Origin of the sequence: Wolbachia endosymbiont (group A) of Andrena helvola (assembly GCF_964028415.1) — a bacterium.
GTDB classification, from domain to species: Bacteria; Pseudomonadota; Alphaproteobacteria; order Rickettsiales; family Anaplasmataceae; genus Wolbachia; species Wolbachia pipientis.
Map to the genome: position 1 here is coordinate 120,804 of NZ_OZ034779.1, position 14,607 is coordinate 135,410.

The 14,607-nt window shown below is 36.1% G+C and carries 12 protein-coding genes, 1 tRNA gene and 2 pseudogenes; 6 read left to right on the forward strand and 9 right to left on the reverse strand.

Features of this window, described 5'->3' with window-relative positions:
- The 6 genes from ABWU73_RS00660 to ABWU73_RS00685 are packed head-to-tail and all read right to left on the reverse strand — an operon-like array spanning position 1 to position 2,852.
- Positions 1-573 (reverse strand): NADH-quinone oxidoreductase subunit C, encoded by a 573-nt coding sequence (locus ABWU73_RS00660; protein ID WP_007548576.1) that lies wholly within the window; start codon positions 571-573, stop codon positions 1-3.
- Positions 566-1,072, reverse strand: a complete 507-nt coding sequence (locus ABWU73_RS00665) for a NuoB/complex I 20 kDa subunit family protein (RefSeq protein ID WP_006279574.1) — start codon at positions 1,070-1,072, stop codon at positions 566-568. Before ABWU73_RS00665 ends, ABWU73_RS00660 begins: the two co-directional genes overlap by 8 nt.
- Positions 1,073-1,075: 3 nt before the next feature.
- Positions 1,076-1,429, reverse strand: coding sequence for an NADH-quinone oxidoreductase subunit A (locus ABWU73_RS00670; RefSeq protein ID WP_006279576.1), 354 nt, complete (start codon positions 1,427-1,429; stop codon positions 1,076-1,078).
- A gap of 18 nt (positions 1,430-1,447) precedes the next feature.
- A complete protein-coding gene (locus tag ABWU73_RS00675) occupies positions 1,448-1,816 on the reverse strand; it encodes an HIT domain-containing protein (protein ID WP_010082356.1) in 369 nt (122 codons plus the stop codon).
- A gap of 3 nt (positions 1,817-1,819) precedes the next feature.
- Complete coding sequence (locus tag ABWU73_RS00680; RefSeq protein WP_006279579.1) at positions 1,820-2,077, reverse strand: hypothetical protein; 258 nt, start codon at positions 2,075-2,077, stop codon at positions 1,820-1,822.
- A 16-nt stretch (positions 2,078-2,093) separates the two neighbouring features.
- Complete coding sequence (locus ABWU73_RS00685) at positions 2,094-2,852, reverse strand: hypothetical protein (RefSeq protein WP_264329491.1); 759 nt, start codon at positions 2,850-2,852, stop codon at positions 2,094-2,096.
- A 183-nt stretch (positions 2,853-3,035) separates the two neighbouring features.
- On the opposite strand from ABWU73_RS00685, the gene ABWU73_RS00690 reads away from it, so the two are divergent.
- Entirely contained in the window at positions 3,036-4,565 is a 1,530-nt protein-coding gene (locus tag ABWU73_RS00690; protein ID WP_264329492.1) for a UDP-N-acetylmuramoyl-tripeptide--D-alanyl-D-alanine ligase, read from the forward strand.
- Between the two features lie 50 nt (positions 4,566-4,615).
- Positions 4,616-5,566 (forward strand): complex I NDUFA9 subunit family protein, encoded by a 951-nt coding sequence (locus tag ABWU73_RS00695; protein ID WP_012673411.1) that lies wholly within the window; start codon positions 4,616-4,618, stop codon positions 5,564-5,566.
- A gap of 8 nt (positions 5,567-5,574) precedes the next feature.
- Here the strand turns inward: ABWU73_RS00695 and ABWU73_RS00700 are convergent.
- A tRNA-Arg gene (locus ABWU73_RS00700) sits at positions 5,575-5,648 on the reverse strand.
- Between the two features lie 1,124 nt (positions 5,649-6,772).
- On the opposite strand from ABWU73_RS00700, the pseudogene ABWU73_RS00705 reads away from it, so the two are divergent.
- Positions 6,773-7,708 (forward strand): annotated as a pseudogene (locus ABWU73_RS00705) (terminase); the annotation flags it as partial.
- 22 nt (positions 7,709-7,730) lie between these two features.
- On the opposite strand, the gene ABWU73_RS00710 reads toward ABWU73_RS00705, so the two are convergent.
- Positions 7,731-8,563, reverse strand: a protein-coding gene (locus ABWU73_RS00710; protein ID WP_341811078.1) for an IS5-like element ISWpi1 family transposase whose coding sequence is annotated in 2 segments (ribosomal slippage) — positions 7,731-8,194 and positions 8,194-8,563 — 834 coding nt in all. Because the reading frame shifts where the segments join, the coding sequence is not laid out codon by codon here.
- Between the two features lie 55 nt (positions 8,564-8,618).
- Between ABWU73_RS00710 and terL the strand changes: the two are divergent.
- Both terL and topA read left to right on the forward strand, forming a co-directional pair.
- Positions 8,619-9,143, forward strand: a pseudogene (terL, locus tag ABWU73_RS00715) (phage terminase large subunit); the annotation flags it as partial.
- Between the two features lie 276 nt (positions 9,144-9,419).
- Complete coding sequence (gene topA / locus ABWU73_RS00720; protein ID WP_341810261.1) at positions 9,420-11,870, forward strand: type I DNA topoisomerase; 2,451 nt, start codon at positions 9,420-9,422, stop codon at positions 11,868-11,870.
- Positions 11,871-12,048: 178 nt separating this feature from the next.
- Here the strand turns inward: topA and ABWU73_RS00725 are convergent, their stop codons facing one another.
- Positions 12,049-12,876 carry a rhodanese-related sulfurtransferase gene (locus tag ABWU73_RS00725; protein ID WP_264329495.1) on the reverse strand — a complete coding sequence of 276 codons (828 nt, stop codon included), beginning with the start codon at positions 12,874-12,876 and terminating at the stop codon, positions 12,049-12,051.
- A 129-nt stretch (positions 12,877-13,005) separates the two neighbouring features.
- Between ABWU73_RS00725 and ABWU73_RS00730 the strand changes: the two genes are divergently transcribed.
- Positions 13,006-14,604, forward strand: a complete 1,599-nt coding sequence (locus ABWU73_RS00730) for an ABC transporter permease (RefSeq protein WP_264329496.1) — start codon at positions 13,006-13,008, stop codon at positions 14,602-14,604.
- Positions 14,605-14,607 lie beyond the last annotated feature (3 nt).

A 14,607-nucleotide genomic window follows, 5' to 3' on the forward strand; every position in this document is an offset into this window, starting at 1 on the left:
CTACTCCTTTGTATTTACTTTTATGGTTTTACCTTCCCAAGGCGATAAGCTATCAAACATACGAAAATCTTGCGGTAAATCTATAGGATTATACACAACCTTTTTTGTCTCTATATCATATCTTACTTCCTCATAACCAGTGAGAGGGAAATCTTTTAACATTGGATGACCTTTGAATCCATAGTCTGTTAGAATCCTACGCAAATCAGGGTGATCAGAAAACTCTATTCCATACATATCAAACACTTCACGCTCAAACCACAAAGCCGTACTAAATATCTTCGCTACACTTGGAGGCATGTCGCTTTCACATAACTGAAGCTTTATGTGTACTCTAATATTATGCACAATGCTGAGCAGATTGTATATTAGCTCGAAACGCTTCTCTCTATTTGGATAGTCAACCCCAAAAATATCAACTAATAGTTCAAACCTACACTTTTCATCATCACGTAGAAAGAATAGGTGCTTTTCAATTTCATCTAAAGTTGAATATATTACAATAATGCCATCATCTTTTTGAATGCACTCGCATTTGGTCTTTTTTTGTATATACTTTGCAGTTTTATCCATTCCGAGTCCGTTTTATTTTGTTTTGTAGGCATAGCATTCCATATAGCAACGCCTCAGCGGTTGGTGGGCATCCAGGGACATACACGTCAACTGGCACAATTCTATCACAGCCTCGGACTACTGAATAAGAGTAATGGTAATAACCACCACCATTTGCACAACTTCCCATGGAAATAACATACTTCGGGTCTGCCATTTGATCATAAACCTTGCGCAATGCTGCTGCCATTTTATTAGTTAGTGTGCCAGCAACAATCATCACATCTGATTGACGTGGGCTTGCACGAAACATTATACCATATCTATCAAGATCATAACGGCTGGATGCAGTATGCATCATCTCAACTGCGCAACATGCAAGACCAAATGTCATTGGCCACAATGAACCAGACCTTGCCCAATTCATTACATAATCTGTTAAATCACCAAATTTAGTGACAAGAAACCCTTCTTTTTTATAACGACCCCAGTCATCATTAGATAGAATTTGATTTGTCATAAACTACTCCCACTCTAATGCACCTTTACACCATTCATAGATAAAACCTATAGTGAGTATTGCAAGAAATACCATCATAGACCAAAATCCACCATAGCTTATCTTAGATAAAGAAACAGCCCAAGGAAAAAGAAAAGCAATTTCTAAGTCAAATATTATAAATAATATTGAAACTAGATAAAATTTAATGTCAAAATTTTTTCTTGCACTGGATAGTGGATTGAAGCCACACTCATATGTGGAAAGCTTTTCACCATCTGGCTTACTCACTGCAAGAAACATAGGCAATATACCTAAAGCAAAAGATACTACAATTGATACGCAGATAAAGATTACTATGGTTAAATATTCGCTCATTTAACAAAACATATAACACTATGAGTTTACATGCTTTCCTAACTTTTTACCACCTAAAATATGCACGTGAAAGTGTGGTACAACCTGCTCTCCATTTTCACCGTAGTTAGTGACTAATCTATATCCTGTTTTTTCTAGATTATATTTGTGTGCTATCTCTCTTACAGTTTTGAAGAAATCCGCTATTTCCTCTTCAGGAGCTTTTAGAATGAAATCATCATATGAAATATATTGATTTTTTGATATAACTAAAATATGAACTGGTGCGTCAGGGTACTTATCATGAAAAGCTAGTACATTTTCATTTTCATGTACCTTCTCACAAGGTAACTCACCTCTTAATATTTGAGCAAAGATGTTATCGCTATCATAAACTTCATTGCTCATATTTTAAGAGCGACCTTTCCCTCTTTCTTCGTTTTTCTCTACATTAGGTGTAGATAGTGGTTTTATCGCTTCACCAGAAGCATCTTCAAGATTTAAAGAGCTTACAAGTTCCCTTACTTTTACCATGTCCTGCTGTTCTTTCAAAAAGGGTTCTATTCCACTTACCCTTTTTCCAGTAATAACTCCTGGTTGTAAGTGATACATATCCCCAGGAACAGTTAGACTATGATGTCTTTCCTCTATTTTTTTAGCTTCACTCATAATACTCCCCTATAACTTATTTTTGCATTCCACAACTTTGCGACTTACCTGCTTTTATAGCTTCTTGCGCCCATTTTTTCTCACCTGAAGCTATAGTTTCTGAAGGCTGACCAACATCAGACTTCACAACTTTGTCTGATGACTGCTTTTGATTATCATATTCCTTATACAATTTTTCTGCAATACCATACAGCAATTTTAAGTCTGTGTGAACTTTAAATTCTCCACCAGTAATTTTTGCTAGATCTTTAAGGTTACCGTCAACTTTTTGTTTAATTTCTTCAATAGCAAGCTTTTTTATCTCCTCTGGACTCTTTCCTTTATAGTCAGTTTTAATGTCTTCAATTATTTTTTTAACATCAACTTCAATTACAATTTTATTTTCTTCTCTATGTATAGTGATGTTTGAATACTCACTTTTTAGTGCTTTTATTTGTTCATCATTCAAATAAGGTATATCTCCCGTCAGAGTTCTTGACACTAAAAAACTTACCTTTCCTATCCCTTTCTTTTGCTCTGTTATTTGTACACCAAGATCCTTACTAGCCTGTGTGGTTTCTATAGGTGGATCATATTCCCTTTCTTCTTCAGGTACATCTATACCAACAGCTTTCTTTAACGAAACTGTAGCATCATGTTTCATTTCACCCGTTGAAGCAAACGGCTTCTTTATAGGGTAAATAAGTGCTTTAGGCACAAGAGCAAACACCCGACCTGTAGCTTCTACACCTGTTTTAACTGCTCCGCCTATCTTAGCCCAAATAGATTCTGCCATACATACCTCCAAGGTAGTTTCTATAACTAAATACATTTTAATTATAGACGAAAAAATTTAAACTTCTATATCCATTATAAGATAGAATTATAGGGATTGCAACCATTATTTGCACATTGTCTAAAACATGTAGTATTTTCGCTACTTTTATTGTTCAATTTATTATAAAGAATACTCTAAATTATGTTTAAATGGAACACAAATAATATCATTGATGCAACTGGCGGAAGAGACGTAAATGGTTGTAATTGGATACATAGCTCAAATATTTCAACGGACACAAGAAGCATAAAAAAAGGTGATTTATTTATTGCCCTCAAGGGAAAGAATTTTGATGGCCATAATTTTTTGCATGAAGCGTTTTTAAAAGGGGCTGTCGCTGCAATAGTGAGTGAGGGTAAATATAAAAGTTTCCCTCTCATGATTGTACAAGATACCCTGAAAGCTTTGCACGATATGGCATCATACTACATTAGAAATGTTCTTATTGATGCTAAAGTTATTGCAGTTACAGGCAGTGTCGGGAAAACCACTACAAAGGATATGCTGCATACTGTTTTATCGCAATATGGAGTGTCCCATGCAAACGAAGGTAACTTAAATAATAATATAGGATTGCCTTTGACAATTCTGAAAGCTCCAAAAAACTGCCAGTACTTAATTCTTGAAATGGGAATGAATAAAGCTGGTGAAATAAAAGAATTATCAAAAATTAGTAATCCGAATATTGCAGTTATTACCAACATCGAACCTGCACATACTGAAAATTTTTCATCACTATTTGACGTTGCACAAGCGAAGTTAGAAATTCTGTATGGTATGAAAAATAACGGTACTTTGGTTTTAAGCAGAGATAATAAATATTATGATTATCTCTCATCACACGCCAATAGAAATGTAATAAGCTTCGGTAAAGATAAAAATGCTGAAGTTTGTTTACTAAACTTAATAAGAAACGATGAATCTTCTGTCATTTCAGCACTATCTTCTGTCATCCCAGTGCTTGACTACTTGGATCCAGGAAGTTCAATTGCAAATGAGCATATCAGACGGTTGTATAATAAAGACTGGATTCCAGCGTCACGCGCTGGAATGACATCAAACCGAGTTGCTAATAGATTAAGTTTAAAAATCAGGCTGAGTGATAATCAAATTATAAACTGTAATTTACGTGTACAAGGTGAGCATTTTGCTTATTCGCTACTTGCTGTTGCAGCAGTTGTGCAAAGCCTCGGACTTGATTTATCAAAATTACCACTTGCACTTAAGAATTTTAGTGTAGCGAAAGGTAGAGGCAATATTCATAAGGTCAAATGCAATAAAAAATATATACATTTAATTGATGACTCCTATAACGCCAGCCCTGCTTCGATGAAAACTGCAATAAAAACTTTGAGTACATATTCTAATCAGAGAAAAGTAGCTTTGCTTGGTGATATGTTGGAACTTGGTGATGAAAGCATAGAGTTTCATACAGATTTGGTTAAGATTATCACAGAAAATAATATAGATAAAGTTTATACAGTTGGTAAATTTATGTTAGAATTGCATGAGCTTTTGCCAGATAATATAAGAGGCACGCATTTTAATGATTCTAATCAATTGAAAAGTGATTTAGCTAACATTATTCAGAATAATGACGCAATTCTAGTTAAAGGCTCACGAGGAATGAAAATGGATCTTATTGTACGGGAATTCGTAATAAAATATTAAGCGAAATCATTGTATTAATTTACAGTAACAAATTATTAGGAACTTTAATTGTGACAAAACGTGTAATTATTTTTGGTGGAACGGGGTTTATAGGGAAACACATCGTAAGACGCTTGGCAGCAGAAGGATATTTAATAAAGATATTCACTCGTAATCAGGAAAAAGCTGCTTGTTTAAAATTGTGTGGCAATTTAGGACAAATATCAATATTTAAAGGCGATTTTTTTGATGAAAAATCAGTTCTGGAGGGTATGGAAGAATGTGATGTAGCTATAAACTTAGTGGGAATATTATATGAAGCAAAAAAGCACGATTTTTACGCTGTTCACGTTAAAATAGCTGAAAGGATAGCAAAAGCTGCAAAAATGAAAAATGTACCTATGATGATACATTTTTCTGCTATGGGAATAGAAAATAGCAAGTTGTCAAAATATGCCAAAAGTAAATTGGAAGGTGAAAAAGCTGTAACTTCAGCATTTCAAAAAGCAATAATAATTAGGCCAAGCCTTGTATTTGGTAAAGAAGACAACTTCTTTAATAAATTTGCAAGATTAGCAACTATTCTTCCTTTCTTACCACTAATTGGCAATGGAACAACTAAATTTCAGCCAATATGTGTAACAGACTTAGCTGAAGTGGTATATCGTATTATCAGTTTTAATAAGCAAGACAAGAAAATTTATAACATGGGTGGACCAAAGGTTTACTCTTTCAAAAGCTTATTGAAGTTTATTCTGAATGTTACTAACAGAAAGTGTTTGTTGATCAATGTATCTTTTCCAATGGCAAAGTTAATAGCTTTCTTTTTAGAAAATAAAATTATTTCTATGCTGCTAAAACCAATAACCGGAGATACGAACCCTATGCTTACTCAAGATCAGGTGAAAGTTATGATGAATAGTTCAATCGAAAAGTCAGTTGACCTTGAAACAATGAAGGTTCGACCATTAGCAATTGAAAATGTGGTGCCAGAGTACTTGAAGATTTATAGAAAGTATTGATAAAAGAGTGTGCCCGGTGGGATTCGAACCTACGACCCACAGCTTAGAAGGCTGTTGCTCTATCCAGCTGAGCTACGGGCACACAACATATATAAAATGCTTCTTAGTACAAGTGAAGTCAAGTACTTCGTGTGAATATGATGTTTATCTTGCGACACCTTGTCATTGCAGTTGTGTGTCGCGCGCTGCCAAAATTGGATGCGAGAAGTCTATTTATTTTAGAAAATATTATATAGAAACTTACTTGACACCCTTCGCCAGCGCCCTTATCATGATAGTGAAGCTATTGTATTTGCTTTCGCCAATCTGCAGATTAAAAGGTAAGGATTACTTAATGTATCGGCGTCTTATGTTCAATTTTTTGCAGTATATAGATACTGTATGTCTTTACAAAACTTCATCTACATCTAGATTTTTATCTAAATAAGCTGAACGCGCTTATAAAGCGTTACAAGACATCAAAAAATGCCAATACTCGACAGAGATAGTAAAAGACTAGCTAACTCGGGGATTCTTTGTCTTTTTTTCTGCTTAGTAAATTTCTTAAACATTTGCAGCGTAGGTTAGTTGCAATTAAAAGCGGCTGAATCTCGCTTGTCAAGCGTTTAAAACATAAAAAACGCCAATATTTTAAAGCGGATAATAACCACGGGGCTTCTTTTGCCTTTTTTTTCATTTGGTAAATTTCTTAATATTTATAGCTAAACAACAACCGTCATCCCGCTACGTGTTAGCGGGATCTATGCTTTGAGATACCGCGAATGAATCGCGGTATGACGGTGTAGATGATGGTTAAGTAATTCGTCATCCCGCTACGTGTTAGCGGCTAAGAGATACCGCGAATGAATCGCGGTATGACGGTGTAGATGATGGTTAAGTAATTCGTCATCCCGCTGCTTGTTAGCGGCTAAGAGATACCGCGAATGAATCGCGGTATGACGGTGTAATGATGGTTAAGTAATTCGTCATCCCGCTGCTTGTTAGCGGGATCTATGTTAAGGTATAGTAGGGGATCTATGTTAAGAGATACCGCGAATGAATCGCGGTATGACGGTGTAATGATGGTTAAGTATCCCGCTACGTGTTAGCGGGATCTATGTTAAGAGATACCGCGAATGAATCGCGGTATGACGGTTAAGTAGGGTGTCATTCCAGTGCTCCTTTTTTTGTCATCCCAGCGTCACGCGTTGGTTTCAACATTATATCATGAACTTTCTAAAATTCATTGAACTGTGCTTTCAAACGGTAGTGCCGGGGTGTGAGTATAACGATTATCAGTATATAAAAGTCATAGCAGATAGGCTGGAAGCGGCGAGCGCTGGTGAAGTGAAACGAATAATATTCAATATGCCTCCGCGCTCGATGAAGTCCATGTGCATAAGCGTTGCGTGGCCCGCATGGATACTGGGAAACCAACCAACTGCGAGAATAATAGTTGCAAGTTATTCTCAGCGGCTCAGCGAAAAGCACTCGCTCGACACCAGGTGCGTGATGCAGTCTAGTTGGTATAGAGCGCTATTTCCAGAGATAGAACTATCCAAAGACCAGAATACCAAATATAAATTTCAAACAGTGCAGAGAGGATACAGAATCGCAACATCAGTTGGTGGAACACTAACTGGTGAAGGTGGTGATTTTATCATTGTGGACGATCCGCTCAGTTCTGCTCAAGCTTTGAGTGAAACGCTTAGAAAGCGTGCCACAAACTGGTTTGATCAGACTTTAGTAACCAGGCTGAACGATAGAAAAAAAGGAGTCATCGTTCTTGTAATGCACAGGCTACACCAGGAGGACTTAACTGGATACCTTCTCTCCAAGCCAAAAAACATATGGCATCATATTTGTTTGCCAATGATTTCTGAAAATAAGCAGGTTATTTATTCAATCAAAAAGCCAATACCTCCCGTTCCTATCATCCGAGTAGCTCAGCACTGTGCGACCAGGCGATTATATAATAAACCAGCGTCACCTGTAAGGATATTATATTCAAGAGAAGAAGGTCAGTTGTTATATCCCCTCGATGGAGGAAAAGAAGAAGTTGAGATAATAAAAGCTGAACTTGGGAGTTACGCTTTTGCTGCTCAATATCAACAAAACCCTCTGCCGCTTTCAAGTGGTATAATTAAACCAGAGTGGTTGAGAGGTTGTCCGGAAACTAGTAAATTCAAGCATATTCCCTCTTTAACATAACCCTACTCATAGCTAGGTATATGAAATTCTCAGTGGATGTTGTGAGTAAATCATACTCCTTCGATAGCCTTCTATTCCTATTAACCCAAGCAAAAGTCCTTTCTACAACCCATCTTCTTGGCTGTACTTTAAACCCTTGTTCTCTTGTTGGTAGTAGCTCAGGTGGCGTATCTTTGTGCACCCAAAATCTACATGGAGGCCTTTTAACAATTTCAATATCTATGTTATATTCTTCCTTTATGTGATTCTTTAAATTTCTTCCTTGGTATCCCATGTCAGCCCACATTTTTTTAACTTTAGTATATTTTGTTCTCATATTGTTTAATGCTATTTTAATACCATCTCTATCATTTTCGTTAGCAGCGCCTACGTAACAACCTAGTATAAAACCCTGAGTGTCTGTAATTATATGCCTTTTTCTACCCTTTACTTTTTTACTTCCATCATAGCCTTTGATCCCCCCTTTTCTGTAGTCTTTACAGATTGACTATCTACTATACAGGCACTCGGCTGCTCATTCCTTCCTATTTTTCTTCTACTATATTTTGTAATTTCATAATTCATTTTCTCAAAAATTCCCTGCTTCTTCCATTGCCTGAACTGCTCATACACAGTCTTCCATAGCGGAAAATCATTTGGTAAATACCGCCATTGACACCCTGTACGCAATACATAGAAAATTGCTTCTAATATTTCTTTTTTGCTATACTTTGGCGGCCTTCCTCCTTTCTTGTATGATACTCTGAAGTGTTTTTCTATTCTTGCCCATTCCCTTTCGCTTAGATCTGTTGGATACTTTTTTCTCATCTTTACCCCGTACTAAAATTTCAGATATTATAGCCTTTTACTAGTTTCCGGACAACCTCTGAAACGCTATAAAAAATTTCCTGATAATCTCTCGCATATAACACAAAGTTGGGATACTGCGGTTTCAACAAGTAACATGAGCAACTTTAGTGTCTGCACCACCTGGGCAAAAATAGATAATAAATTCTATTTACTCGACGTATATCGCGCAAAGCTTGAGTATCCAAAGCTTAAAGAACAAGTTTTATCACTAGCTGCAAGATGGTCACCACACGCGATTTTGATCGAAGCCAAAACAAGTGGTCAGCAATTAGTACAAGAGCTAAAGACAAACAGTGATTTACCCATTATTGAAATAATGCCACATGATGACAAACTCACTCGATTTTATCAAATTGTTCCGACTATAGAGTCTGGCAAGGTTTTTCTGCCGCACCAAGCAGTATGGCTGAACGATTTTGAGTATGAGATTTTAATGTTCCCAGAAACGCGCCACGACGACCAAGTGGACAGTACCGTGCAATATTTGCAGTGGGTGAGAAACAGTACCTCTAGGGTTACGGCTGTACGGGCATTGTGATTTGAGAGCAATTTCCACAAGGGAGGATGTCATCCCAGCGCTCCTTTTTTTGTCATGCAAGTAGCTGACACTGGAATCTAGCTTCTCGTTGCTGCTGCGATCATATACTATTGTAATGAGCCTTCAAAGTCACTTAAAAATAGCAACGTCCAAAGGTTTTCTGAAAAGGTCCCACAACCCGGTTCGTAAAATTCACAAGAACCATTAAAATATTTTTTTACTTTTCATTGTATATTTCTCAACATATTATCTTTAAGTACTAAAATAATTAACAATATGGCATTATTAATAGTTGAATCACCTGCGAAAGCAAAGACAATAGGTAAATATTTGAGTAAAGAGTTCAAAGTAGCTGCATCCTTTGGACATGTGAGGGATCTTCCAGCAAAAAACGGTTCTGTCGATCCGGATAATGATTTTGCTATAAAGTATGAAACCATTGAAAAAGCAGAAAAGTATATAAAAGAGTTAGTAAAAGCCGCAAGCAAAACATCAGATATATATCTTGCAACAGACCCAGACAGAGAAGGGGAAGCAATGGCTTGGCATGTGATAGAGACATTAAAAGAAAAGAAAGCAATCAGTAATGAAAACAACATTTATAGAGTAGTCTTTAATGAGATAACAAAAAGAGCAGTACAAGAAGCAATAAAAAATCCACGTGAAATTAATATGGATTTAGTGCGTGCACAACAAGCACGTAGAGCTTTGGATTATCTAGTTGGATTTAGTTTGTCACCACTGCTGTGGACAAAATTGTCGGGAAGCAAGTCTGCAGGGCGAGTGCAGTCTGTTGCATTAAAGATTATATGCGAACGAGAAGATGAAATTAGTAAATTTATAACACAGGAGTATTGGAGCATAAAGGCAGAAATGCAAAATAGCAAAGATGAGGCTTTTTTTGCTATGCTAAGCCACTATGACAATAAAAAGCTAGAAAAATTTGATATTAAGAATGAAGAAGAAGCAAAGGACTTAGTCAGGGAGATTGAATCAAGGCAATATGCTGTAAGCACAGTAGAACGCAAGCAAGTTAAGAGAAACCCGCTTCCTCCGTTTATTACTTCAAGTCTTCAGCAAGATGCAGTGAATAAACTGTATTTTAATGTGAAAAGTGTTATGCGCATAGCGCAAAGTTTATATGAAGGTATCGATATTGGTGGTGAAACTGTAGGGTTGATAACTTACATGCGTACAGATGGGTTTCATATTGCAGATGAGGCTATAAACTCAATTAGAGGGTCAATTAAGTCATTATATGGTGATAAATATTTACCGCAGTCTCCTCGTAAATATGTAAAAAAGGTCAAAAATGCTCAAGAAGCACATGAAGCAATTCGTCCAACTGATATCAATAGAACGCCGGGTAGTATTAAGGATTACTTAACGCCAGAGCAATTTAAATTGTATGATTTAATCTGGAAAAGGACCATTGCAAGTCAAATGGAGTCGGCGATTCTTGATCAAGTGGTAGTCGAAATTAGTTCTACTGACCAGAAAGTAATTCTGCGAGCAAGTGGATCAAGTATATTCTTTGATGGTTTTTATAGAGTCTACCAAGATAACATAGAAGCCGAAAATGAAGGCCTGCTACCTGCCATGAAGGAAGGGGAAGCGTGTAAGCTGATTTCAGTTGAGCCAAAACAACATTTCACTCAACCGCCACCTCGTTATAGTGAAGCAAGTATCGTAAAAAAAATGGAAGAAATCGGTATAGGTCGACCATCAACTTATGCAACAATTATTTCGGTATTACAAGATCGTGAGTACGTTTCATTGGATAGCAAAAGGTTTATTCCAAGCAGCCGCGGTAAAATCGTTACTATATTTTTAGAAACTTTTTTTCAGCGTTGTGTAGAGTATGATTTCACAGCACAAATGGAAGAGAAGCTTGATTTAATTTCAAATGGACATGCAGATTGGAAAAAAGAATTAGGCCACTTTTGGGTGCCATTTTTTGGTCATGTAAACTCTGTCAAGCAAATGACGCATGATGAAGTTTTCAGCGGCATTCACGATTTGGTAATCGATTGGTTTTGTTCAGAAGAAGGAAGAAAAGAGGTGAATACGAAATGCCCTGCTTGCTTAGGTGGCATATTGAAATTGAACTTTGGAAAAGCCGGGGTGTTCCTTGGATGTTCTAACTATCCTGAATGCAACCATACAAAAGAAATTACGGGCAGTAACGACAATTCAGAATATCCAAAAAGTTTAGGTATAGATGATATAACAAACCAAGAAGTGATGATCAAAAAGGGTCCTTTTGGACTTTATCTGGAGTTTAATAACGAGTTAAAAAAGAAAAAAACGGTTTCCATACCAAAAGATATAAATGTTAATGAGATTGATCTGAGCACCGCTACTCAGTTACTTTCCTTGCCAAAAGTAATCGGAGAACACCCTGAAACCGGAAAGGAAGTAAAAATAGGCCTTGGACGATTTGGGTACTATATTTTCTATGATGGTAAATACTTTTCTCTTAAGAAAAGCTCCAAAGAGGTGCTGAATACAGAATTGAGCGAAACTGTACAAATTATTGCAAACAGTCCACGCAAAGAGTTAAAATCTCTCGGGGTTAATGAAAAGGGAAAAGAAGTTTTTATCTGCAACGGTAGGTACGGATTCTATATAAAATGCGGTAAAACAAACGTTGCTTTGGGCAAGAGTACAGATATTGAGAGTATAGATCTGGAGAAGGCTTTAGAGTTGATTAAGGGTAAGAAGTAGACTTCTTGCATAACCATTATCTACGTTAAAAATCAGCTTTTTTGTCATTCCAGCGTGTGACGCTGGAATCTAGAAAAAAAGAACCTGGATGCCAGTGTCTGGGCACTGGCATGACACCCTTTCTGGTAGAGGTTGCTCTCAAATCACAACGTGCATACAACTGCAGCAGTATGATGTTTTATTTATTATAGCTATAACACTGAAGTTTACAATCAGAACAAACCACTTGGCCACGTGGAACTGATTTCAGTTTATCAGTTGAAACTTGATTTGAGCAGAATATGCATTTTATTGTGTTGCTTGGAGTAAGTGAGTTATCAACAGCAATTCTATCATCAAAAACAAAACATTCTCCTTTCCAATTACCATTTTTATTATAAGTTTTTTCAAGGTAAGAAAGAATGCCGCCTTTAAGATGGTAAACATCACTAAATCCAAGGCTTTTCATATATGCTGTAGATTTTTCGCATCTAATCCCACCAGTGCAGTACATAGCCACTTTCAGGTCTTTACTCTCAGAAAATGACTCTGTCCACTGAGGAAACTCACGGAAACATTGTGTGTGTGGATTAATTGCATTCTTAAACTTGCCTAATTTCACTTCATACTCGTTTCGTGTATCTATTACTAAAACGTCAGATTGAGAAGTAAAATCATCCCAATGCTCTGGATCAACATATTTACCCTTAAGGGAAATATCAAGATTGCTTACACCAAGATTCACAATCTCTCTTTTTAATTTTACCTTCATCTTGCTAAATGGTTGATATTCTGCTGCACTCTCTTTCCATGTAAGGTCCCTTAGCCTATAATCAGAACGTAGAAAATCGAATATTTTATCAATTGCGTTTCTTTCACCAGATATTGTTGCATTAACACCCTCTTCTGCAAGGAGTATAGTGCCCTTTAACTCAACGTTGTTGCATGCAGCTTTTATTTCGTCTTTCATGTCATAATAATTAGAGAGTTCTACAAAGTGATAGAAAGTTGCAATGACGAAGCTCATGATTATTCACTTATCAACTAAAAACATGATATACAAAATTATAAAGATATTCAATAGTACGGCTGTTAATTACTGGATATCTTCAGTTTTTACATATAACATTTTAATATAAAATATAGATTCAAATTAATGTTTTTAAGAGTATTTAAAAATATATTCTTATTTTTAGTAAGTATATTATTCGTCTGTCCTATACTATCGTTAATATCAATCTTATTTACAGATTCAGCGAATTCCGAATGGGTAATCAGCACACTTTTCCCTGAATATATACTGAGTACGTTAATTTTGATGATAGGAGTGGGGGGAATATCTTTCATATTTGGAGTAATTCCAGCTTGGCTCACCACATTTTTTTCATTTCCTGGAAGTAAAATTTTTGAGATTGCTTTGTTCTTTCCGATATCGATTCCTGGATATATAGTAGCGTTCGTCTATGTAAATACGCTAGAGTTTTCAGGTCCGGTGCAGAGCTTATTAAGAGACATTTTAGATTGGAGCAAAGGTGACTATTGGTTTCCTGAAATAAAATCCCTAGGTGGTGGAATATTAGTAATGGGATTCAGCCTATATCCATACGTTTATATGTTAGTCCTCTCAAGTCTAAAGAATGTTAGTAACTCAGTCACTATTGCGTCAACACTTGGGTTCTCCTCATTGAAGAGCCTGTTTTCTGTCATCATACCCTCCATACGCCCATCAATTATAGCTGGGTTGTCTTTGGTACTAATGGAAGTAATTACAGATTTCGGCACACCACAGTTTCTTGCTATCGATACTTTCACAACAGGAATATATCGCACCTGGTTTTTACTGCATGACAAATATTCAACTACTGTTTTAGCAGTTGCAGAGTTGATTTTCGTTGCAACACTAATAGCTATCGAAAAAAAACTACAAAAAAAAGGAATATCCTACTCTTCAATCAATACCAATTCAGATTATCACAACAAACGGAGTATAAGTGGCACTATACCATTGATCTTTGCTTATCTTATGTGTGTATTGCCGATATTAATAGGTTTTATTTTGCCAATGATTCCGCTCATATATTGGAGCATAGAGAAGGGGTTTTTCATATATGAAGCAAGATTCTATAACATAATAGCAAATAGCGTTAGTTTATCATTCATCACTGCACTAATCTCAATTAGCATTGCAATAATTATTGGATATACGGCGCGTAAAAATAAGGTAATCAATAATGTAGCACGTCTCATTTCTTTAGGCTACGCAATTCCAAATGCAATTATCGCAATTAGCATAATAATATTTTTAAGCAGAATATCCTCTTTCATTACTCAATATATTGTGGAAATTAGCTTGGTAGGAACTATTGGCGCATTAGTTTACTCATATTTATTTCGTTTTTTTGCTATATCTTTCAAGGCGGTAGAGTCAGGGCTCAAAAAAACACCAAATGAAATTGAGTGGACTGCATATACTATGGGTCATGGACCTATTTCCACATGTTTGAATGTTCATATCCCTCTCATCAAGAAGAGTATATTATCGGGATTTTTGCTCGTATTTATGGATACTATCAAAGAGCTCACAGCAACACTTATTATAAGACCATTTAATTTTGAAACTATATCAACTAGAATATATGAACTTGTAAGCGATGAGCGCTATAGAGAAGCTGCCCCATTTTCGTTAATAATAGTTATAATAGGCTTAATCTCTACAATAACCTTATTTACACTTGATGATAAGGATAAAAAATAAACG